At 47.8% G+C, this 21,137-nt stretch carries 18 protein-coding genes; 10 read left to right on the forward strand and 8 right to left on the reverse strand.

Annotated elements, in window-relative coordinates; translation table 11 throughout:
- Window positions 1-77 precede the first annotated feature (77 nt).
- From C504_RS0102445 to C504_RS0102460, 4 genes are all read left to right on the forward strand, one after another.
- Entirely contained in the window at window positions 78-1,676 is a 1,599-nt protein-coding gene (locus C504_RS0102445) for an isocitrate lyase (protein WP_018687716.1), read from the forward strand.
- A gap of 159 nt (window positions 1,677-1,835) precedes the next feature.
- On the forward strand, window positions 1,836-2,858 hold the full coding sequence (locus C504_RS0102450; RefSeq protein ID WP_018687717.1) for a TRAP transporter substrate-binding protein: 1,023 nt from the start codon (window positions 1,836-1,838) through the stop codon (window positions 2,856-2,858).
- A gap of 174 nt (window positions 2,859-3,032) precedes the next feature.
- A complete protein-coding gene (locus tag C504_RS0102455; RefSeq protein ID WP_018687718.1) occupies window positions 3,033-4,199 on the forward strand; it encodes an HPP family protein in 1,167 nt (388 codons plus the stop codon).
- Window positions 4,200-4,380: 181 nt separating this feature from the next.
- Entirely contained in the window at window positions 4,381-6,141 is a 1,761-nt protein-coding gene (locus tag C504_RS0102460; RefSeq protein WP_018687719.1) for a DUF262 domain-containing protein, read from the forward strand.
- Window positions 6,142-6,272: 131 nt separating this feature from the next.
- Here the strand turns inward: C504_RS0102460 and C504_RS17055 are convergent, their stop codons facing one another.
- From C504_RS17055 to C504_RS0102490, 4 genes are all read right to left on the reverse strand, one after another.
- Window positions 6,273-7,202 carry a dienelactone hydrolase family protein gene (locus C504_RS17055; RefSeq protein WP_018687721.1) on the reverse strand — a complete coding sequence of 310 codons (930 nt, stop codon included), beginning with the start codon at window positions 7,200-7,202 and terminating at the stop codon, window positions 6,273-6,275.
- A 124-nt stretch (window positions 7,203-7,326) separates the two neighbouring features.
- Window positions 7,327-7,536, reverse strand: coding sequence for a cold-shock protein (locus C504_RS0102480; protein WP_018687722.1), 210 nt, complete (start codon window positions 7,534-7,536; stop codon window positions 7,327-7,329).
- A 238-nt stretch (window positions 7,537-7,774) separates the two neighbouring features.
- On the reverse strand, window positions 7,775-8,689 hold the full coding sequence (locus tag C504_RS0102485) for a pseudouridine-5'-phosphate glycosidase (RefSeq protein WP_018687723.1): 915 nt from the start codon (window positions 8,687-8,689) through the stop codon (window positions 7,775-7,777).
- A 28-nt stretch (window positions 8,690-8,717) separates the two neighbouring features.
- Entirely contained in the window at window positions 8,718-9,647 is a 930-nt protein-coding gene (locus C504_RS0102490; RefSeq protein WP_018687724.1) for a carbohydrate kinase family protein, read from the reverse strand.
- A gap of 278 nt (window positions 9,648-9,925) precedes the next feature.
- On the opposite strand from C504_RS0102490, the gene recA reads away from it, so the two are divergent.
- Together recA and alaS are read left to right on the forward strand one after the other, a co-directional pair.
- Window positions 9,926-11,056 carry a recombinase RecA gene (gene recA / locus C504_RS0102495; protein ID WP_018687725.1) on the forward strand — a complete coding sequence of 377 codons (1,131 nt, stop codon included), beginning with the start codon at window positions 9,926-9,928 and terminating at the stop codon, window positions 11,054-11,056.
- A 219-nt stretch (window positions 11,057-11,275) separates the two neighbouring features.
- On the forward strand, window positions 11,276-13,933 hold the full coding sequence (gene alaS, locus C504_RS0102500) for an alanine--tRNA ligase (RefSeq protein WP_018687726.1): 2,658 nt from the start codon (window positions 11,276-11,278) through the stop codon (window positions 13,931-13,933).
- A gap of 4 nt (window positions 13,934-13,937) precedes the next feature.
- On the opposite strand, the gene C504_RS0102505 is transcribed toward alaS, so the two are convergent.
- The 4 genes from C504_RS0102505 to C504_RS0102520 all read right to left on the reverse strand — a co-directional run bounded on the left by C504_RS0102505 (window position 13,938) and on the right by C504_RS0102520 (window position 16,608).
- Window positions 13,938-14,546 (reverse strand): DedA family protein, encoded by a 609-nt coding sequence (locus tag C504_RS0102505; RefSeq protein ID WP_018687727.1) that lies wholly within the window; start codon window positions 14,544-14,546, stop codon window positions 13,938-13,940.
- Complete coding sequence (locus C504_RS0102510) at window positions 14,543-14,911, reverse strand: hypothetical protein (protein WP_018687728.1); 369 nt, start codon at window positions 14,909-14,911, stop codon at window positions 14,543-14,545. Before C504_RS0102510 ends, C504_RS0102505 begins: the two co-directional genes overlap by 4 nt.
- A 1-nt stretch (window position 14,912) precedes the next feature.
- Complete coding sequence (locus C504_RS0102515; protein ID WP_018687729.1) at window positions 14,913-16,130, reverse strand: NADP-dependent isocitrate dehydrogenase; 1,218 nt, start codon at window positions 16,128-16,130, stop codon at window positions 14,913-14,915.
- A 136-nt stretch (window positions 16,131-16,266) separates the two neighbouring features.
- Window positions 16,267-16,608, reverse strand: coding sequence for a monooxygenase family protein (locus C504_RS0102520; RefSeq protein WP_018687730.1), 342 nt, complete (start codon window positions 16,606-16,608; stop codon window positions 16,267-16,269).
- Window positions 16,609-16,703: 95 nt separating this feature from the next.
- Here C504_RS0102520 and C504_RS0102525 point away from each other — a divergent pair, with 95 nt between their 5' ends.
- The 4 genes from C504_RS0102525 to C504_RS0102540 all read left to right on the forward strand — a co-directional run bounded on the left by C504_RS0102525 (window position 16,704) and on the right by C504_RS0102540 (window position 20,958).
- Entirely contained in the window at window positions 16,704-17,540 is an 837-nt protein-coding gene (locus tag C504_RS0102525) for an RNA methyltransferase (RefSeq protein WP_018687731.1), read from the forward strand.
- Window positions 17,533-18,342, forward strand: coding sequence for a glutamate racemase (murI, locus tag C504_RS0102530; protein WP_018687732.1), 810 nt, complete (start codon window positions 17,533-17,535; stop codon window positions 18,340-18,342). The genes C504_RS0102525 and murI overlap by 8 nt, the downstream gene beginning before the upstream one ends.
- Before the next feature lie 46 nt (window positions 18,343-18,388).
- Window positions 18,389-19,021: a MarC family protein gene (locus C504_RS0102535; protein ID WP_018687733.1), complete on the forward strand. Its 633-nt coding sequence runs from the start codon at window positions 18,389-18,391 to the stop codon at window positions 19,019-19,021.
- Window positions 19,022-19,170: 149 nt separating this feature from the next.
- Window positions 19,171-20,958 carry an SLC13 family permease gene (locus C504_RS0102540; RefSeq protein ID WP_018687734.1) on the forward strand — a complete coding sequence of 596 codons (1,788 nt, stop codon included), beginning with the start codon at window positions 19,171-19,173 and terminating at the stop codon, window positions 20,956-20,958.
- The last annotated feature ends 179 nt before the right edge of the window (window positions 20,959-21,137 follow it).

Genomic DNA, 21,137 nt, shown 5'->3' on the forward strand with positions numbered 1-21,137 from the left:
TCCATGAACACAGCGAATGCGTTCGTTGTTACAGTTTTTACAACTAAAGGCGCAGAGCGTCTCAAGGAGCAAGTAAGATGAGCTACACAGCTGAAATCGACGCAGCAAAAGCGACAATCGCGAAGAACGGTCCATCATGGAGCGGCATTGATGCGGAATCAGTTGCCCGTATGCGTGCGCAGAACAAATTCCAGACCGGTCTTGATATTGCCCGTTACACAGCGGCAATCATGCGCAAAGACATGGCGGCTTATGATGCCGACCCTGCCAATTACACCCAGTCGCTTGGTTGCTGGCATGGCTTTATCGGTCAGCAGAAAATGATTTCTATCAAGAAACATTTTGGCACGACAAAAGGGCGCTATTTATATCTTTCCGGTTGGATGGTTGCTGCGCTTCGCTCGGAATTTGGCCCATTGCCGGACCAGTCTATGCATGAAAAAACATCGGTTCCTGCATTGATCGAAGAGCTTTACACATTTTTGCGCCAAGCAGATGCGCGTGAATTGGGCGGTCTTTTCCGCGATTTAGATAGCGCCAAAGAGAGCGGCGATCAGGTTAAAGCTGCCTCGATTCAAAAAGAGATCGACGAGCACCAGACGCATATTGTTCCGATCATCGCGGATATTGATGCGGGTTTCGGTAATGCTGAGGCGACATATTTGCTGGCCAAAAAGATGATTGAAGCGGGCGCTTGTGCGCTGCAAATCGAAAATCAGGTTTCTGATGAAAAGCAATGTGGTCACCAAGACGGCAAAGTTACGGTTCCCCATGATGACTTTTTGGCGAAAATCCGCGCGTGCCGCTATGCATTCATGGAGCTGGGCGTTGAAGATGGCATCATCGTTACACGCACAGATTCGCTGGGTGCGGGCCTTACAAAACAGATCGCTTATTCTGCAACAGACGGCGATATCGGCGACCAATATAACAGCTTCCTTGATTGCGAAGAAGTAACGGCCGACGATCTGCGTTCATCGGATGTTGTTATCAAGCGCGATGGCAAGTTGTTGCGTCCAAAACGTTTAGCCTCAAACCTCTTCCAGTTCAAAGCTGGCACGGGCGAAGATCGCTGTGTTCTTGACTGTATCACGTCGCTTCAAAATGGAGCCGACCTGCTTTGGATTGAAACTGAAAAGCCACATATCGGCCAGATTGGCGGTATGGTGAACCGTATCCGCGAAGTTATGCCAAATGCGAAACTGGTTTATAACAATTCGCCGTCATTTAACTGGACGCTTAACTTCCGCCAGCAGGTTTTCGATATTTGGCAGGAGCAGGGCAAGGATGTTTCTGATTATCAGCGCGACCGTTTGATGAGTGTTGATTATGATGCAACGGAATTGGCAATCGAGGCCGATGAACGCATCCGTACATTCCAGAAAGATTCAGCGCGTGAGGCGGGTATTTTCCACCATTTGATCACGTTGCCGACTTACCACACGGCTGCATTGTCGACCGACAATCTTGCCAAGGAATATTTCGGCGAGCAGGGCATGCTTGGCTATGTTGAAGGTGTTCAGCGCAAAGAGATTCGCCAAGGTATTGCCTGCGTTAAGCACCAGAACATGGCTGGTTCTGATATGGGCGACGATCATAAGGAATATTTTGCCGGTGAAGCTGCGCTTAAAGCAGGCGGTAAAGACAACACAATGAACCAGTTCGCGGCTGAATAATAACGCGCTAATTGGTAATATTGCTGAAAAAACAAACAGGTGTCCTGAATTAGGGCGCCTGTTTTTGCTAGTGTGGTGCCGAATAAACGTTGCAACGCATTTTTTACATGACATTATGCCGCCAAGCCCGATAGGGCGACAAATAAACGGGAGGCTTTTATGAATAGACGTCATTTAATCATTGGTGCAGCACTTGCAGCAATGATGAGTACAACATCATCTTATGCGCAGGAAATTACACTGCGCTTGCACCAATTTCTGCCAGCACAGGCATCAATTCCAGGCCGCGCCATTGAGCCGTGGATTGCGAAAGTCGAAGCAGAATCAGAAGGTCGCATCAAGATCGAGCATTTCCCGTCAATGCAATTGGGCGGCAAACCACCAGCGCTTTACAGCCAAGCTGTTGATGGCGTCGCCGATATTGTGTGGACGGTTGTGGGCTACACGCCTGGCCGATTCCCGAAATCTGAAGTGTTTGAATTACCGTTCATGAGCGGCGATGCGGCAACATCATCAAAAGCATTCCATGAATTCGTCAATGAATATGCGATGGATGAATACACAGATTCGCATCCAATCGTGTTCCACACACACGGACCGGGCTTTATCCATTCGATCAAACCAGTTGCAACGATTGAAGACATTAAGGGCCAAAAACTACGCGGCCCAACTCAGGTGATCACGAATTTGCTCGGTAAACTCGGCGCGACACCTGTCGGCATGCCGGTTCCAGCTGTGCCTGAAGCGGTTTCAAAAGGGGTTATCGATGGCGCAGTTATTCCTTGGGAAGTAACAATCCCATTGAAAATACCTGAATTGACGAAAAACCATTCTGGTTTTTCCCAAGCGCCGGGCCTTTATACAGCAACATTCGTCATGACGATGAACAAAGCAAAATATGAGAGCCTGCCGGATGATCTGAAAGCGGTGATCGACAACAATTCCGGTCCTGAAGTGTCCAAAATCTTTGGTCTGGCCATGGACGACATGGATAAGGTTGGTCGTTCGAAAGCTGAAGAAACAGACAATACAATCATTGATCTGGAAGATCAGCGCGAAGCATGGATGAAAGTCGGTGCGGAAGTTGAAGCGGACTGGATTGCCGATATGGATGGCAAGGGCATCGATGGTGCAGCGCTGGTAAAAGCTGCGCGTGAAGCGATTGCTAAAAACGCTGAATAGATTTTAGCGAATTTAAAGAAATCAGGCGGTCAGCAATGGCCGCCTTTTTTGCACTCATTTTATCGTTGTAGAATGATAATTCAATATTCGCACTTATTTGAAAAATACTTGCCTATACAATTCAAAATGCATGTGACAAAGCGCTGTGCAACGCAGGGCACATAGATTTTACCAATGACATTTGTATCCAACATGCTGCGGTCTCTTGGACCGCCTATCGGTCTTGTATCGCCAAGAGAAGCGCTTCGAGCAGGCTTTGGGGCGTTGTTAGGCCTCGCAATTGCAGGTTATTTTCTCTCGCTTCTGCCGATAGATTTGCAGCTGCGCCTCTATTTGATTGCGCCTTTTGGTGCGAGCGCTGTTTTGCTTTTTGCGGTTCCAAACAGTCCATTGGCGCAGCCTTGGTCGGCAATTGTTGGTAATATAATTGCAGCTTTAGTTGGCGTTGCCGTGTGCCTGTCCGTGCCTGATCCTACTTTGCGCATTGCTCTGGCTGTTGGCCTAACCATCGTTGCGACATCTTTGTTTCGGGCGGTTCACCCGCCAGCAGGTGCAGTGGCTATGACAGCTGCCTTGAATTCTGATGCGGTGGCTGAACTCGGATTTCAGTTTGCGCTAACGCCGGTAGCCACAGGTACAATATTCCTCGTTATCACGGCTACAATCTATGCAAAACTAACTGGCCGTCGATATCCATTTCGCCAGTTTGATGAACCTAACAATTATGGCACGCAAGATCCGGCGCCCATAGAACGCCTTGGCTTGACAGAAGATGAATTGGTTGAAATTCTGGAGCGCTATAAACAATCATTCAATTTGGGTGTTGAAGATTTGGCACGGCTTGTTGGTGCAGCCGAAATGCAAGCCGCAACCCACAGAACAGGGCCGCTGAGCGCCGATGATATTATGTCGCGCAATCTTGTGACGGTAAAACCGGACACCGTGCTGGCGGACATTGCGGCACTGTTTCGCCGTCATAAATTTACCGCACTGCCTGTTGTCGATCATGACGGCCATTATTTAGGGGTGATTTTTCAAATTCATCTGATTAGCCGCGGCACGCAAGATGCGGATAATTCAACACTCAGATTTAGTGCTGCCATGGCGCGTTTGCTGACCAAAAAATCAGACAGGCCCGTATTGGCGCATGAGGTGATGGATGTTGATGGACCGCGCGCAACGCCGACAACTTCCATTGGCAAGCTTTTGCCATTGATGGCGCAAGGTGAGGTCGATGCAATACCTGTTCTCGAGGGCAATTCCATCGTTGGCATTGTTACGCAAACAGACCTGATTGCCGCCTTTGCCCGCCGTAGCCTGCCGGAAAAGGCGAATTCATAAATAGATATTTAGGAAGATCTGGGCCGCTAAGATATTTCTGTAAAACTAAGAATAAAGATTATCTTGTGATTAGCTTTACTGGTGGATTGTCAACGATAGCTTTTTTATTCGTTTATAACAGTAGAAGATTCAAACTAAGTTTCTCTAAATATAGAATTTAGTAAAAAGAGGTTATTATTGAATGTCTTATGCATCAACTCAAATTGCAACTGTCATTGATGACATTAATGTTTCTCTTTTTTTACCTGCAATTCAACGTCCCTATGTATGGGAGAATGATCAAATTGTAGCGCTCTTTGATTCGTTACTGAAAGGGTATCCGATCAGTTCTTTTTTGTTTTGGAATGTTGATTCAGAACGTCGTGTTGATTGGGAAATTTACAAGTTTATTGATAACTTTCGACAGGGTGGTATCCATAATGAACCAGCAGAACCAGATGGTCGAGAAATTACATTGGTTCTCGATGGTCAACAGCGTTTAACATCGTTGTTAATTGGACTGCGTGGAACGTATACGAGTCGCCGAAAACACGGCAGAAAAGATAATCCTGATGCATGGACGAAGCAACGACTCTATCTAGATTTATTAAAGTCATCCAAAGTCTCTGATGATTCCGATGATAACGAAATCGGTATAACTTACGGGCTTAAGTTTTTTGAGAATCCACCACAAAATAGTTCAATTCACCAGTGGTTCAAAGTCGGAAAAATTCTTGACTGTACTTCCGACGATTTGTTCGACGAATTAACAGATAATATTATAGATTCTTTGCCTAATGAAATCCTTAGATCTGAGCGACGTGTAATTGAACAAAACTTAGGCCGTTTGTATCGAGTAATATGGAAAGATGATGTGATCTCATATTATACGGAAAAGGATCAATCTTTAGACCGAGTACTAGATATCTTTATACGTGCTAACGATGGAGGCACTAAACTATCTAAGTCAGATCTTCTTCTTTCGATGATTACATCTAAATGGAAAGGTGTAAGCGCTAGGCAGGAAATATTTGACTTAGTTGATTATCTAAATGACGGACTATCCGCTCGGAACAGCTTGAGTAAAGACTTCTTAATGAAGGCTTGTTTGGTGCTTACCGATCTTGATGTAGCCTATAAAATCAATAACTTTACAAACGCTAACTTGGCTATAATTGAAGAAAATTGGCCTAAGATAAAGAAAACTTTAGAAGCAACACTTCGCTTAATTAATTCTCTCGGTATCGATAAAGAGACGCTTACTTCTACAAATGCCCTAATGCCTATTGCATATTATCTCCATAACATTGAGCAAAGTTTAGACGGTAGTTCCGCTTTCGAGACTGAGAATGTCGCTAATATTCAGAGCTTCCTTTTAGGAAGTCTTTTGAATGGCACATTTAGTGGAACATCCGATCAGGCAATATCCACATCGCGCGGCTTAATTCGAGACGCTTTGAGGACACAAGCAGATTTTCCTTTGGTTGAACTTGTTTCAGGCCTTGCTCGACGTGGACGCCTTGCATCCTTTAATGAAGAAAATATTCCAGCGCTGTTCGAAATTACCTATGGAAAAAGAAACTGTTTCTTGGTGCTGAGTTTATTATACGATTCTTATCAGTGGGGCACATCTGGATTTCATATCGATCATATAATCCCACAATCTCTAGCGAATAGAGAACGGCTTATGCAAATGAATATTCCAGAAGTACGAATTCAGGAAATTCTCGCAAGCGTGAATCGTCTTGGTAATTTACAAATACTTATAGGACGTGAGAACAGAGAAAAGAGTGATACTCCATTTAATGAGTGGGTTCAGACTCGAGATGAAGACTTCCTGAGTAGGCATTTGATTCCATCTGATGAGACGCTTTGGTCTATTGATAAGCTACCTGAGTTTGTTAAAAGTCGAGAAAAATTGATTGCAGATCGTATTAAAAAAGCTGGATTAAGCAGATATTAAAATACAGCCTGACCTCTCTTGGTTTGGAAGCTGCTGAAAAAGTTCGTGAGCTGGCCGATTGGATTGAAATCAATATGCCCAGTATTATGCAGGTGTGGGATGAAAGAGCAAAAAAATAAATTGTTTGGTTTTTAAAGCGAGCGCGCAATCAAGCGTCTTTTCAGAAAAGTTAGTACGGCTGCGCGCATCGCCGGTGTTTCCTCATGTCCGACATCTGGCTCAATATGAAAAGACAGCATGGTCGGCGTGTTTTCATAGGCTTCAATCAGCTCATCCTTTGCGATTTTGAACGCATCTGGCGGTGAGCTCCAATCTTGAAGCCCAACACCGCAAAACTGCGCGCGCGGCGCAATTAGGCCTGCCAATTGTCCGCTAGAACAGGTTGCAAGCAAGCCAGGAACAGTCATGTAATGCCCGTGATTATCGTGATTGCCCAATTTGACGAGCGATTCAAGATCAGCAAAACAGCATAAATGTGCCGCCGCCTTAATGCGTGTGTCGAGCGCTGCCAGCCACCACGCATGTGTGCCGCCCATCGAAATGCCAAGCGTGCCAATGCGTGCGCAATCCACATGGGAAAGATCGCTCAGATAATCCAGTCCAGCGGAGAGCTCTGCCAGCATTTGGCCAAATAATGTTTTGCCAAACCATAATGCTGTTTTAGATGCGGCGCTTTCTTCAGGGTGAGCGCGCGCGCCAAAACAAGGCATTTCTAAGCACAGAACAACCAATCCAAGCGCTAAAAGATCATCGACATAAGGATTTATAAGTGCAGGGCGACCGTCGATAAGCTCATTAATCCCTATATCGTAACGCGCACCATGGGCATGACAGTACAAAATAGCCGGGCTAGGTGATTCTGAATTTGCGCCCGTTGGCTCAAGCAATATGGCCGCGATGTTGCTGCCATCTTGTGTTTTGAAATTTAGTCTTTTGGCTGTGCCATGAGCGCGCTGCTCCGTGGAGCGTATTTGCGGAGGCAAAAGTTTTGCCCGCTGAAACTCAACGCCCAGCAAGTTTTTGACAGTTTCGCGAATCTCTAAAGGAGCCGTGGTGTTCATGGTGAAACCATTTCACGAGCCGTCGCAGTTCGCAATCATCAAGACAAACAAAAACCGCCGCATCATAAATGATACGGCGGTTTAAGATCAGTTTGTAACGTTATGAAAACGTTACAAAAATAAATTAACCAGCAGAGATTGTAGAAACTGCTGTTTTACCTGAACGCTGATCAACATCAGTTTCAAAGTTAACTTTTTGACCTTCTGTAAGGCCGTTCATGCCAGCACGCTCAAGTGCTGTTGCGTGTACGAATACGTCTTTCGCGCCATCGTCTGGTGCAATAAAGCCGTAGCCTTTTTGGTCGTTGTAAAATTTAACTGTGCCTGTAGCCATGATGTGAATTCCTTCTCACTATCGTCTTCGCGTGGAGCTGAAAAAACATTTCCTCAACTCCGGTTTATTTCGAAATTCTCAGAATTCTTAAACGTGCGCGACCGATAGTTTGGGCAGGCAATTCAATAGTCCGTCAAGTTCGATAAGAGTTACGTAGGCTGTAATTGTGACAATTGCAAGAATTTGCATAAACTTTCGCAACTAAGCTTGCATTTTATTTTGACCTCGGAATCAAAATTTATTTGAGCTTTGAATATGCGACGGCAATTTTAGCCGCAAGATCGGCATTATTCTTCACCAGCGCAATATTGGTCTCAAGGCTTTTGCCACCTGAAATTTCAACAATGCGGCTGAGCAACCAAGGCGTGACAGCTTTACCGGATACGTTTTTCTGATCCGCCTCGTTTTGCGCAACGGTAATAATCGTCGCCATTTCCGAATAGGGGATCTCGCTGCTTTCCGGCACTGGATTGGTAATCAATATACCGCCATGGCCAAAGATTTCCTGCTGCGTTCTCATCTGCATGAATTCAGCGATCTGCGACGCTGTATCAAGGCGAAGAGGGGCTGTAAAACCGCTATCGCGTGACCAGAACGCCGGAAGCGCATCTTGGCCATACGCAATCACCGGCACGCCGCGCGTTTCCAGCGCTTCCATTGTCTTTGGAATATCAAGAATAGCTTTGGCACCAGCACTCACAACGGTAACAGGCGTGCGGCCAAGCTCGTCGAGATCTGCCGATATATCAAAGCTTTCTTCTGCGCCGCGGTGAACGCCGCCAATACCGCCCGTGGCAAACACGGCAATGCCTGCTGCTTGCGCCGCCATCATGGTGGCCGCAACCGTTGTGCCGCCCGTTGCGCCGCGCACCATTGCAAATGCCAAATCAGCACGCGAAAGCTTCATGGTGCCTTTTTGCTGGGCAAGCCATTCGGCCTGATCGTCGTTAAGGCCCACATGAAGCTTGCCCTCAATCACGGCAATCGTTGCAGGCACGGCACCATTGTCGCGAATAATCGCTTCAACTGAGCGCGCCATTTCCAAATTATCAGGGTAGGGCATGCCATGCGTGATGATGGTTGATTCAAGCGCGACGACCGCACGGTTCTCTTTCAGCGCATTGCTGACTTCTTCAGTATAATGAATATCCATTGTTTTAGCTTTCTGTTGGTCGCTGATATCACTGCGCCGCAAGGACGCGGGCGTGGACAGCGTTAAATTCTTCTTCGTTGGCGAGGGCTTGACACACCGGACCGTTCGCCTGCAAGGTCATTTGTGCGCAGGCAATGCCAAATCTAACTGCGTCTTTCAATGTGTTTGCGCGCTGTGTGATTAAGGCAGCAATCGTGCCGCCAGCCAGCGAATCGCCAGCACCCGTAACATCCACGATTGACGCGCTTGCCGGAATGATATGCGTGCACAAAGCGCCGTCTTCAAGAGTTAGAAGGCTGTTGGCACCATCGGTAATAACCGCACGGCGAAACCCCAAAGAGGTCAGCGCATTCGCATCATTGCTGCCGGTTAAGGCGGTCAGCTCTCGCCGGTTGATAAAAAGCACAGATATACGCTGCGCAATCGGTTTTAGCCGCGTGACTTTAGCCGGCGATATGCCCATTGCATATAAGGGCTGCTCGCTAAGTTCTGCCGTTTTAATCAGCGCAGTCGCGCTCAAATTGGCATCCACTAATAGAGCCTTGGCCGCGGCAATGCGCGAGCGGCCTTCAATCCGGCGCACTTGCCTGTCAAAACCCACATCATAAAGCGCCATATCGGCCAAGGCGGTGATTAATTCGCCGTCAGTATCCAAAATAGCGGTGTATGTTGGGGTTGCACGGTCAACAAATGTGCCGCTGAAATCATCAATTCCGGCATCTTCAATTGCTTGCTCAACAGCTGCACCAACGCTGTCACCGCCGCGCACAGACATCATGGCAGCAGAGCCAACACCGCGCATATGCGCACCGCGCAGCACATTAAATGCGCCGCCGCCAATATGTTCGCTAAAGGTCACGGGATTTGACGCACCAGCAATATGCGGCGCAATCATGCGTGCGGTTCGGTCTATATGGGCGCCGCCAACGGCAAGGAGCCTGACCACTTCAGGTGTCATTTATCTTATATCCGCAAATGAGTGATGTTTCTCAAATCTACTTAAGTGCTTGAGCCAATTGCGGCAACCGATTCCCTTAAATTGGCAAAAGCGGGCCGTGTTTTGGTGGTGAAGAGATTGGGATGGAATAGTGTTTCGGTGAAACGAAAGTGGAACAAAATTAAATTTATACATAAAAACAATAGGTTGAATGCATTGCAAAGATAGAACAAATGCGGTACAAATAAATCACGTTGACAATTCGTACCCCAGTTGTGCGATACCTAAAGGTGGAAAATATGGCCCAGAATAGCTTGCGTTTGGTTGAAGGAAAATCAGTGGATAAATCGAAAGCATTAGATGCCGCTTTGGCTCAGATTGAACGCTCTTTTGGCAAGGGCTCAATCATGCGCTTAGGGGCGAATGAACAGATCGTAGAGATTGAGACAATTCCAACAGGTTCATTGTCTTTGGATATTGCGCTTGGCGTTGGCGGTTTGCCGAAAGGCCGCATCATTGAAATTTACGGCCCTGAAAGTTCAGGTAAAACAACATTGGCGCTGCACACAATCGCCGAAGCCCAGAAAAGCGGCGGCATTTGCGCCTTTGTGGACGCCGAGCATGCGCTTGACCCTGTCTATGCGCGTAAATTGGGCGTTGATCTTGAAGATCTTTTGATTTCGCAGCCAGACAATGGTGAACAGGCGCTTGAGATTGCCGACACGCTTGTGCGTTCAGGCGCTTGTGACGTGCTTGTTATCGACTCTGTTGCTGCATTGACGCCGCGTGCTGAGATCGAAGGCGAAATGGGCGATTCACTGCCTGGCCTTCAAGCGCGCTTGATGAGCCAAGCTTTGCGTAAATTAACGGGTTCGATTTCACGCTCCAACACAATGGTTATTTTCATCAACCAGATTCGCATGAAAATCGGTGTGATGTTCGGTTCGCCCGAAACAACAACCGGCGGTAATGCTTTGAAGTTCTATGCTTCTGTTCGCCTCGATATTCGCCGTATTGGTGCCGTTAAGGACCGCGACGAAGTTGTGGGCAACCAGACCCGTGTTAAAGTTGTTAAAAACAAACTCGCACCGCCATTCAAAGAAGTGATCTTTGACATCATGTATGGTCAGGGCATTTCCAAAACCGGTGAATTGGTCGATCTTGGCGTGAAAGCTGGCATCGTTGAAAAATCCGGCTCTTGGTTCTCTTATGATAGCCAGCGCTTGGGACAGGGCCGTGAAAATGCCAAGCAATTCCTTGCTGATAACCGTGATGTCTATGACAAAATCGAATTGGCTTTGCGCCAGAATGCTGGATTGATTGCAGAACAATTCCTGCATGATGATGAAACGGCAGGCAAAGCAAAATCCGGCGAAGATTTTGACGGTTCAAAAGACGATCTGCCCGATGCAGCAAGCGGCGGCAAATAAGATAATTCGTCGCATAATCTGATCGATTTAACCCGCTTCTTTACCAAGAGGCGGGTTTTCGTTGCTTTGTACCCCACAAAGGCCCGCAACCGCTGGACACTGACCCATAGTTTCGACTAATCAATGCGCTGAACGTTAAGTGCAATGCGCAAAGTTGAAAAACAATGATGCAACACGCACTTAATAACTATCAATGCTGATGATCAGGCAGGTATTCCAATGAGCGGCGTTAACGAGATACGCAATACATTCCTCGACTATTTTGGCTCAAACGGCCATGCCAAAGTTCCGTCGAGTTCTTTGGTGCCGCACAATGATCCAACATTGATGTTCACGGCCGCCGGTATGGTGCAGTTCAAGAACGTGTTCACGGGACTTGAAACCCGTGATTATACCCGCGCGACCACATCGCAGAAATGCGTGCGCGCAGGCGGCAAACACAACGACCTTGATAATGTTGGCTATACAGCACGCCACCACACATTTTTCGAAATGCTGGGCAATTTCTCTTTCGGCGATTATTTCAAAGAAGAAGCAATCACCCATGCGTGGAACCTGATCACCAAAGAATATGGTTTGGACAAAGACAGATTGCTGGTGACGATCTATCACACCGACGATCAGGCCTTTGACCTTTGGAAAAAAATTGCTGGCCTGCCGGATGAGAAAATCATTCGCATTGCGACAAGCGATAATTTCTGGTCGGCAGGTGACACAGGGCCATGTGGTCCATGTTCAGAAATATTCTACGATCACGGCGACCACATCTGGGGTGGCCCTCCAGGTAGCCCTGAAGAAGATGGTGACAGATTTGTTGAAATCTGGAACCTCGTTTTCATGCAATATGAGCAGATTTCACCGGATGTGCGCAATGATTTGCCGAGCCCATCAATTGATACGGGCATGGGGTTGGAACGTATTTCTGCGGTCATGCAGGGTGTGCATGACAACTACGATATCGATCTTTTCAAGGCGCTCATTCGTGCGTCCGAAGAACTAACATCGACAAAAGCCGATGGTGCCAATAAGGCCAGCCACCGTGTTATTGCCGATCACTTGCGCGCAACCAGCTTTCTGATTGCCGATGGCGTTTTGCCATCCAATGAGGGCCGCGGTTATGTGCTGCGCCGTATCATGCGCCGTGCGATGCGCCATGCGCATTTGCTGGGTGCAAAAGACCCATTGATGCACCGTCTTGTACCGTCGCTGATCACGCAGATGGGCGCAGCCTATCCTGAGCTTGATCGCGCGCGCGGTTTGATTACTGAAACGCTAGAGCTGGAAGAAACAAAATTCCGCAAAACGCTCGAGCGCGGCCTTGGCTTGCTCAATGAAGCGACTGTAGATTTAAAAGAAGGTGATGCGCTTGCTGGCGATACCGCTTTCAAACTCTATGATACCTATGGTTTCCCACTTGATTTGACACAGGACGCTTTGCGTGCGCGCAATATCGAGGTTGATCTAGTCGGTTTTGATACGGCGATGGAAAAGCAGAAGGCTGAAGCGCGTGCCAATTGGTCCGGTTCAGGCGATGCGGCCGATGAGAAAATCTGGTTCGGCCTACGCGAAGAATTCGGCGCAACGGAATTCTTTGGCTATGAAACCGAAAAAGCAGAAGGCGTGATTAACGCCATTGTTAAAGACGGCGACATTGCAGATAGCGCGGCCAAAGGTGACAAAATTTCTGTCACCGTGAACCAGACACCATTTTATGGCGAATCTGGCGGCCAGCAAGGCGACCGCGGCATCATCAAGGGTGATGGTTTTGAACTAAACGTTGTCGACACGCTGAAAAAAGCCAACGGGCTTTTTGTTCATGTGTGCGAAGTGGTCAGCGGCACTGTTGCCAAAGGCGCATCGGTTGAACTGATTGTTGATCATCAACGTCGCTCAAAGCTGCGCTCAAACCATTCAGCAACCCATTTGCTGCATGAAGCGCTGCGCGAAGTGCTGGGCACACATGTTGTTCAAAAAGGCTCGCTCGTGGCAGAAGATCGCCTGCGGTTTGACTTCTCGCACAACAAACCGATTTCAGATGATGATCTGTCCAAAGTGTCAGATATTGCCAATGAAATCGTGCTGCAAAATAGTCCTGTCACGACACGTCTGATGAATGTTGATGATGCGCGCGACGCTGGCGCTATGGCGTTGTTCGGTGAAAAATATGGCGACGAAGTGCGTGTTGTGTCGATGGGCACAGCGCTACGCGGCGACAAGCAAGGCCAGACATATTCGCTTGAATTGTGCGGCGGAACACATGTTGCTGCGACTGGTGAAATCGGCGTTGCGCAAATTATTGGCGAAAGCGCAGTTTCATCCGGCGTTCGCCGCATTGAAGCGCTGACAGGCGAGGCGGCACGTCACTATTTGCAAAATCAAGATGCTTTGATGCGCCGCACAGCGGGCCTGCTTAAAACATCACCAGATGATGTTGTTAGCCGCGTTGAAGGCTTGCTTGATGAGCGCAAGAAAATGGAACGCGAATTAACCGAAGCACGCAAAGCGCTTGCACTTGCAGGTCCAGCATCAAGCGGCGGCGATGATGGCGTACGCGAGATCAATGGGGTCAAGTTCCTTGGCCGTGTTGTCAGCGGCGTTTCACCGCGTGATCTAAAGCCAATGGTGGATGAGGCAAAAGCAGGACTTGGTTCTGGCATTGTCGCGTTGATTGCCGTTTCAGAAGACGGCAAAGCCAGCATTGTGGTTGGTGTTTCTGATGATCTGACAGCAGACAAAAGCGCCGTTGAATTGGTGCGTGTCGGCTCTGAAGCGCTTGGTGGTAAAGGCGGCGGCGGACGCCCAGACATGGCACAAGCTGGCGGACCAGATGGTGCAAAAGCAGAAGCAGCGATTGAAGCAATCGCAGCAGCGCTTTAAAAACTCAAAGTCGCTTGCCAGCTTTCGATTTGGCAAGCGACCTTTTGACCCGTGACCAGAAAAACAGTGTGGCGACGAGGCCGCCGATAAAGAATGAGACATTGGCAACAAGGCTGTCGATCGATGTTATCGACGCGCTGAAACCATAGCCAATTGCTAAAAATCCAGCAATCCAGACAGCTTCACCGCAAGCGCTCATGATGGTAAATCGCAGCCAAGGCAGGCCGGTCATACCGACGAGATAATTCAAATATGGGCCAACCGGACTAACCAGCCAGCGGCTAAAGAAAACGCCAATCGCGCCCCATTTCAAAGAGTACATTTCTGCACGCTTGAACATTTTTCCCCAGCGGCTATCGGCTAAATAGGCAGCAAATGCAGGCCCGCCAGCGCGCCCAATGGCATAGCCAAACTGGTCACCCAGAATAGCGCCCGATAGGCAGGACAAAAACACATTGATGGGTGCAACGGTTTTATCGACCAGCATGGTGCCGACGGTTAAAAGAATAATCGTTGTGGGAACAGGAATGATGCCTGTTTGCCCAGCAAAAAGCGCAACGAACAATGTTTGCACGCCGTAAAGAGCAAACCATGTCAGAACAGTATCGATCATGACGGAGGCTCGCCATGTTCTTGTTCAATGACTGATTTTATTTGCTTTATAATGACCTGTACCGGCTCGCCTTTTTCTTGCGCAATACGGGCGATTGATACGCCATTCATCGCGCTATCAGAAATTTGTAAAGCGCCGTTGAGCGCATCCGCATCAACTTTCCAGACCCGCGAAATATGGTTGATAGACATCCATGAGGCGATCGGTTTTTGCCGATGATCCGTCCAATAGGTTAAGTAGAAAATAGCTTTAAGACCAAAAATAAAGGTCAGTGCAGCGGTTGCTAAAAAAGCAGTAGAAAGAAGGGGCCTGCGGCGTATTATTACCGCAAGCCCCCTTAATATGGTGCGTTGACCATGGGCCATATTAGCTGGAAGCCATTGCCTTTTGCAGGTTTTCGTCGATTTTATCGAGGAAGCCTGTTGTTGAAAGCCAAGGCTGATCAGGACCGATCAAGAGTGCCAAGTCTTTCGTCATGAAGCCGCTTTCAACGGTATCAACGCAAACTTTTTCCAATGTGAGTGAGAAGTTCATCAGATCATCATTGCTGTCGAGTTTCGCACGGTGCGCAAGACCGCGTGTCCATGCAAAAATCGAAGCGATTGAGTTGGTTGATGTTTCTTCGCCTTTTTGGTGCTGGCGGTAGTGACGTGTCACTGTACCGTGTGCAGCTTCAGCTTCAACAGTCTGACCATCTGGCGTCATCAAAACAGATGTCATCAGGCCAAGAGAACCAAAGCCCTGTGCAACCGTATCGGACTGAACGTCACCATCATAGTTTTTACATGCCCAAACATAGCCGCCAGACCATTTAAGGTTAGAGGCAACCATGTCGTCGATGAGGCGGTGCTCATACCAGATTTTGGCTTCTTCAAATTTCTCTTTGAATTCTGCCTGATAGATTTCTTCAAAAATCTGCATGAAACGGCCGTCATAGACCTTCAAGATTGTGTTTTTTGTAGAAAGATAAACAGGAACCTTGCGTTGCAAGCCATAGTTCAATGATGCGCGGGCAAAATCGACGATAGAAGCGTCGAGGTTGTACATGCCCATAGCGATACCGGCAGCTGGCGCGTCATAAATTTCGTGTTCGATTTCTTGGCCATCATCACCGACAAATTTCATTGTCAGTTTGCCTTTGCCCGGAAAACGGAAATCTGTAGCGCGGTACTGGTCACCAAAAGCATGGCGGCCAACGATAACTGGCTTTGTCCAACCAGGAACAAGGCGTGGTACGTTTTTACAGATGATAGGTTCGCGGAAAATCACGCCGCCAAGAATGTTGCGAATTGTGCCATTTGGCGAACGCCACATTTTCTTCAGTTTGAATTCTTCAACACGGCCTTCATCAGGTGTGATCGTCGCACATTTAACGCCGACACCATATTTTTTGATCGCATTGGCTGAATCAATCGTGATCTGGTCATCCGTCGCATCACGCGATTCTACGCTCAGATCATAATATTTCAGATCAATATCAAGGTAAGGATGAATGAGCTTTTCTTTGATGAAGTGCCAGATGATACGTGTCATTTCATCGCCGTCGAGCTCAACGACGGGATTGGCGACTTTGATTTTAGCCATGGATGCCTCAGTTTTTGGTGTGGTGAATATACGCTAGCGCGCATATCCGTCGGATTATGAAATGGGCTATAGCAAAGCCATTCACACTGCGCAAACTTTTGAACCAGTGTCTTTCGTTTAATAATAGTTTTTTGTGTCAGCTGCGGAATTTTGCGCGATTATCGGGCAAAAAACTATCCAGCGCACCGTCGCCATAGGTTTTTTCGACCCGCGCAATGATCACATGAAAGCCTTCATACCATTTTTGATATTGCCGCTTGGCTTCAAGGTGAATCGGATTGTTAGAAAAAGACTTCAAAGCTGCATCGTTGCGCCAGTAATAGGTGGAATTGCGCTTTTTACCCTCAGGTTCGACCCAGCGCTCGACGCCAAGATAACCATCGGTTGCTTTTGCCGCTTGCTCAATAAGGCCATCCAACCGAAAGAACTCCTCATCCAGAGCACCGTCGACAAATATAAAAGCAGCAGAAAGCATCATCTTATCCCATTTATTGATTTGGGGATGACTTTGATGGCCGCTCTGAATATGACAAGACCAGTATTTGTAACCGTGACAAGATTAAGCGACGCCCAATGGCAGGCACTGACAACAAACAAGAACTTTTGGCCGAAGGCCCATCCATCATTCTGGTAGAGCCACAACTTGGCGAAAATATCGGCATGGCAGCGCGAGCTATGGCCAATTTTGGCCTTATTGATCTGCGCATTGTAAATCCGCGCGACGGTTGGCCAAATGAGAAAGCCAACAGTGCTGCCAGCGGGGCGGTTTATGTTTTGGAACAAGCAACAATCTATCCAACCTTGCGAGAGGCAATGGAAGATTTGAACTATGTTGTCGCGACAACGGCGCGTATGCGCGATGGGTTCAAACAGGTTTTAGGCCCGCAAGAAGCTAGCCTTAACTTGCGTGCTCGCTTTGTGAAAAATCAAAAAGTCGGTCTATTGTTCGGGCGTGAGCGTATTGGCTTGCGCAATGAAGAAGTCAGCCTTGCCGATGATATTGTCACATTTCCGGTAAACCCAGCCTATGCATCACTTAATATAGCGCAGGCCGTTTTATTGATGTCTTATGAGTTTTTGAAAACCAAAGACGTCGAGGCTGATATTTTGCCGTTTGCTGGTGCCAGCTTTGAAGAAGCACCAAAAGAACATTTGCTTGGGATGTTTAATCAGTTGGAAGAAGCGCTTGATGCGCGTGGGTATTTTAGAACGCCGCAAAAAAAGCCTGTCTTGACTGAAAACTTGCGCGCTGTGCTAACCCGTCCTGGATTTTCAGAAGATGAAATCCAAGTGCTGCGCGGTGTCATTTCATCGCTTGATCGGTTTACCAGAAAAATGCCGCGCGGGGCGGGCAGTCCTGATGATGATGCCCACCGTAAGGCGCAAAAAGAGGCTGCCAAAAATGGCTGAACCGCGCAATGCGTCTATACTTATTTTTGACAGCGGTATTGGCGGTCTTTCCGTTTTAAAAGAAATGCGCATTATCCTGCCTTCTATGCGCTATATATATGTCGCCGATGATGCAGCGTTCCCCTATGGCGCGTGGGAAGAGCAAGAACTTTTAGAGCGCATGACGAAGCTGTTTGCCGCGTTGATAGAGCGGCACAATCCGGGCATGATTGTAATCGGCTGCAATACAGCATCCACACTGGCGATCCATCATTTGCGTAAAGTTTACCCCGATCAGATTTTTGTCGGCACAGTGCCTGCGATCAAGCCAGCGGCTGAACGCACGCATTCGGGGCTTGTTTCTGTTTTGGCGACTCCTGGAACAGTTAGGCGGCAATATACCCGCGATTTGATCAAGCAATATGCTAGCAAATGCCATGTGCGGCTGGTCGGCAGCGAAAATCTTGCACAATTGGCTGAAACATATATGCGCACCGGATTTGTCGATGAGGCTGCGGTGAAAACAGAAGCCGAACTTTGTTTTGTGGAGCAAGATGGCAAGCGCACGGATATTGTCGTACTGGCCTGCACACATTATCCATTCCTTGTGAACAGGTTGCGCAAGACTGCGCCTTGGCCTGTCGATTGGATTGACACCTGCGAGGCAATTGCGCGCCGTGCCGTGTCGTTAGCTAGTGATTTGACATTCAAACAACGTGATGCCGCATTACCGGACATTGCTTTGTTTACATCCAATCAAGTATCGAAAGAAATTCAGCGTTTGGTTGTGGGATTTGGGTTGATTGGAACGGCATATCCATAGATGATAACGACTATTCGTCTACAACACCCCATTAGAAAAGCTTATTATGATTGATTGGTCTTCCATATTGAAAGACTTTATCACCATTTTTGTGGTGATTGATCCGATCGGTTCATTGCCGGTCTTTTTATACGCAACAGCTGGTGTGCCATCTCATTTGCATCGACGCTTTGCCATTCGCGCTGTGTTTATCTCCGCCGCTGTTTTGATGGCTTTTCTCATTGGTGGGCAATTTCTACTCGAAGCCTTAGGGTTAAGGCTCGGGGCCTTTCAGATTGCAGGCGGGTTGATCCTTTTGCTGTTTGCGCTGCAAATGATCTTTGGTGATTCAAAACCAGCCACTGAAATAAAGGCGGCTGAAAAAGACCATCTTTCCGGGGCGGTTTTCCCGCTTGCTATGCCGTCAATTGCATCACCGGGCGCGATGCTTGGTGTGGTTATCCTGACCGATAATTATCGTTATTCGATACCTGAACAGGCTGTCACAGCGACAATTTTGCTGATTGTTTTGGGGCTAACACTCCTTTTGTTGTTGCTGGCAAGTAAAATTCATAAAATCATTGGCGCGACAGGCGCGAGCGTTGTCAGCCGCGTTATGGGTATTGTTCTGGCAACAATTGCTGTTGATTCTATACTTGCCGGACTTGAAGTTGTCGGTGCGATCAATCTTAGTAATTAAATCAAGCTGAAGCTAATAAATTGGAATATTTTACTTGTTTTTCTCTTCGCATCGATGGCTGAATAACTTGGAACGATATTACCGTATGATAGTTAGTCAGAACGCGCATCGCGGGAAAATATATCAGTTGGAAATTTCGCAGAGGTAATATGACGGCAGTACTAGCGCCATATGCTCCCTATATTGCACTTGCGATCCTTGGATTGCTATTTGCCGCCTTTGTTTGGGAAAAATACCCGCCAGAAGTAACAGCAGCGGGTGCTGCCGCACTTTTTATCATTCTTGGACTGGTGCCCACAGACGATGTTATGGGCGTTTTCTCCAATTCGGCACCGATTACCATTGCAGCTATGTTCGTCGTGTCGGGCGCGCTCGTTCGAACAGGTGTTTTGGACGCAATCGCCAATTTTATCATTGAATATGCCGTTGTGCGGCCTGTGATTGCTATTGTCGCTTTCTTTTTGGCAACGATTGCCGCATCCGCTTTTATGAATAATACGCCCGTTGTGCTGGTCTTAATTCCGGTTGTTATCCGCCTTGCGGTAAGTTTAAACCTTGCACCGACACGGCTTTTAATCCCACTTTCTTATGCTGCTATTTTAGGTGGAAGCATCACATTGATTGGCACATCAACGAATATTCTCGTTGATGGTGTTGCGCGCCAAAGCGGCATTGAACCCTTTACGATCTTTGAAATCGCACCCGTTGGCCTTGCCGTATCACTGTTTGGCGGGGCTGCGATGGTGGTGTTAAGCCGTTTCCTTTTGCCAAACCGTGAACATGACGGCGCAAACGAAGAAGATCAGGAGACACCTTTTCTATCCGAGATTACCGTGCTTGCGGGCTATGCTGGTATCGGCAAAGCCATCAAAGATATTCCTGATTTGCAGCGCGCTGGTGTGCGCACAACAGGCGTTCGGCGCGGCGGTAAGATAAGCAGATCTGATATCAATGATTGTGTGCTTCAAAAAGGCGATGCGCTCATTGTGATTGCTAAAACATCTGAACTGCTAACATTGGCCGAAGAGGCTGGGCTGCGCGTCGGATTGCGCAGTTTTTCAGATGCTGACAGTGATTCAGATGTGCATATCGCTGAGGCCATTGTGACAGCGCAGCGCTCGCAGCGCGGTATACGTATTTCTGACCTTGCTTTAGGACGCCGTGCGGGTGTGCGTGTGCTTGGTGCATATCGCCCTCAACATATTGCAGGCTCTGACCTTGCCAGCGTGCGTTTGCGTCCCTCTGATAAGCTGCTCTTGCAAGGCAACACCGTTGGTTTTCAGACATTGGCGGCATCGGGCGATGTTGTATCAATAACAGAGCCTACCGCGCGTGCGTTTCGCCGCAGGCAAGCACCCATTGCCATTTTAACGCTAATAGGCATTGTCGCCTTTGCCGCATTTGGCATTTTGCCAATCAGTCTTTTAGCAATTGTCGGTGTTGTCGGCATTTTATTGCTGCGCTGCATTGATAATGATGAGGCTTGGAGTTCGATTGATGGCTCAATCCTTATCCTTATCTTTTCGATGCTGATTGTCGGTGCAGGATTAGAAGCAACCGGAGCTGTGGAGCTGGTTGTATCTGCCATTGTGCCATATTTGACAGGCTTGCCGCTCTTGGTAACGCTGATCGCGGTCTATGTGATTGCGTCCTTCCTAACAGAGATTGTCACCAACAATGCGGTCGCTGTTATTTTAACACCGATTGTCATTTCACTGACCGCGCAGCTTGGCGTTGATCCAAGGCCGTTTCTTGTTGCTGTTATGATTGCTGCCAGCGCCAGTTTTGCAACGCCGATTGGCTATCAAACAAACACGCTGGTTTATGGTGCGGGCAATTATAAATTCACTGATTTTCTCAAAATTGGCGTTCCGATGAACATTATTGTCGGCATCGTTTCCATAATTGCGATCAGCATATTCTTTCCGTTTAAATGATTTTGGCCTAGTCAAAGGCGTGCATGCCTAATAATCAGGATTAGTGCGGCATAAGGTTTGACAAATCGCGCAAATAATCATAAGTGCAGCCATCCCGCTTCTGCGGGGTTTTTTACGTGTCCCGTGAGCCATTACATACAATGCGTGCGTAACTGGTTCTGTCAGATGGCAATAGCTAT

Source organism: Ahrensia kielensis DSM 5890 (genome assembly GCF_000374465.1).
GTDB classification, from domain to species: domain Bacteria; phylum Pseudomonadota; class Alphaproteobacteria; order Rhizobiales; family Rhizobiaceae; genus Ahrensia; species Ahrensia kielensis.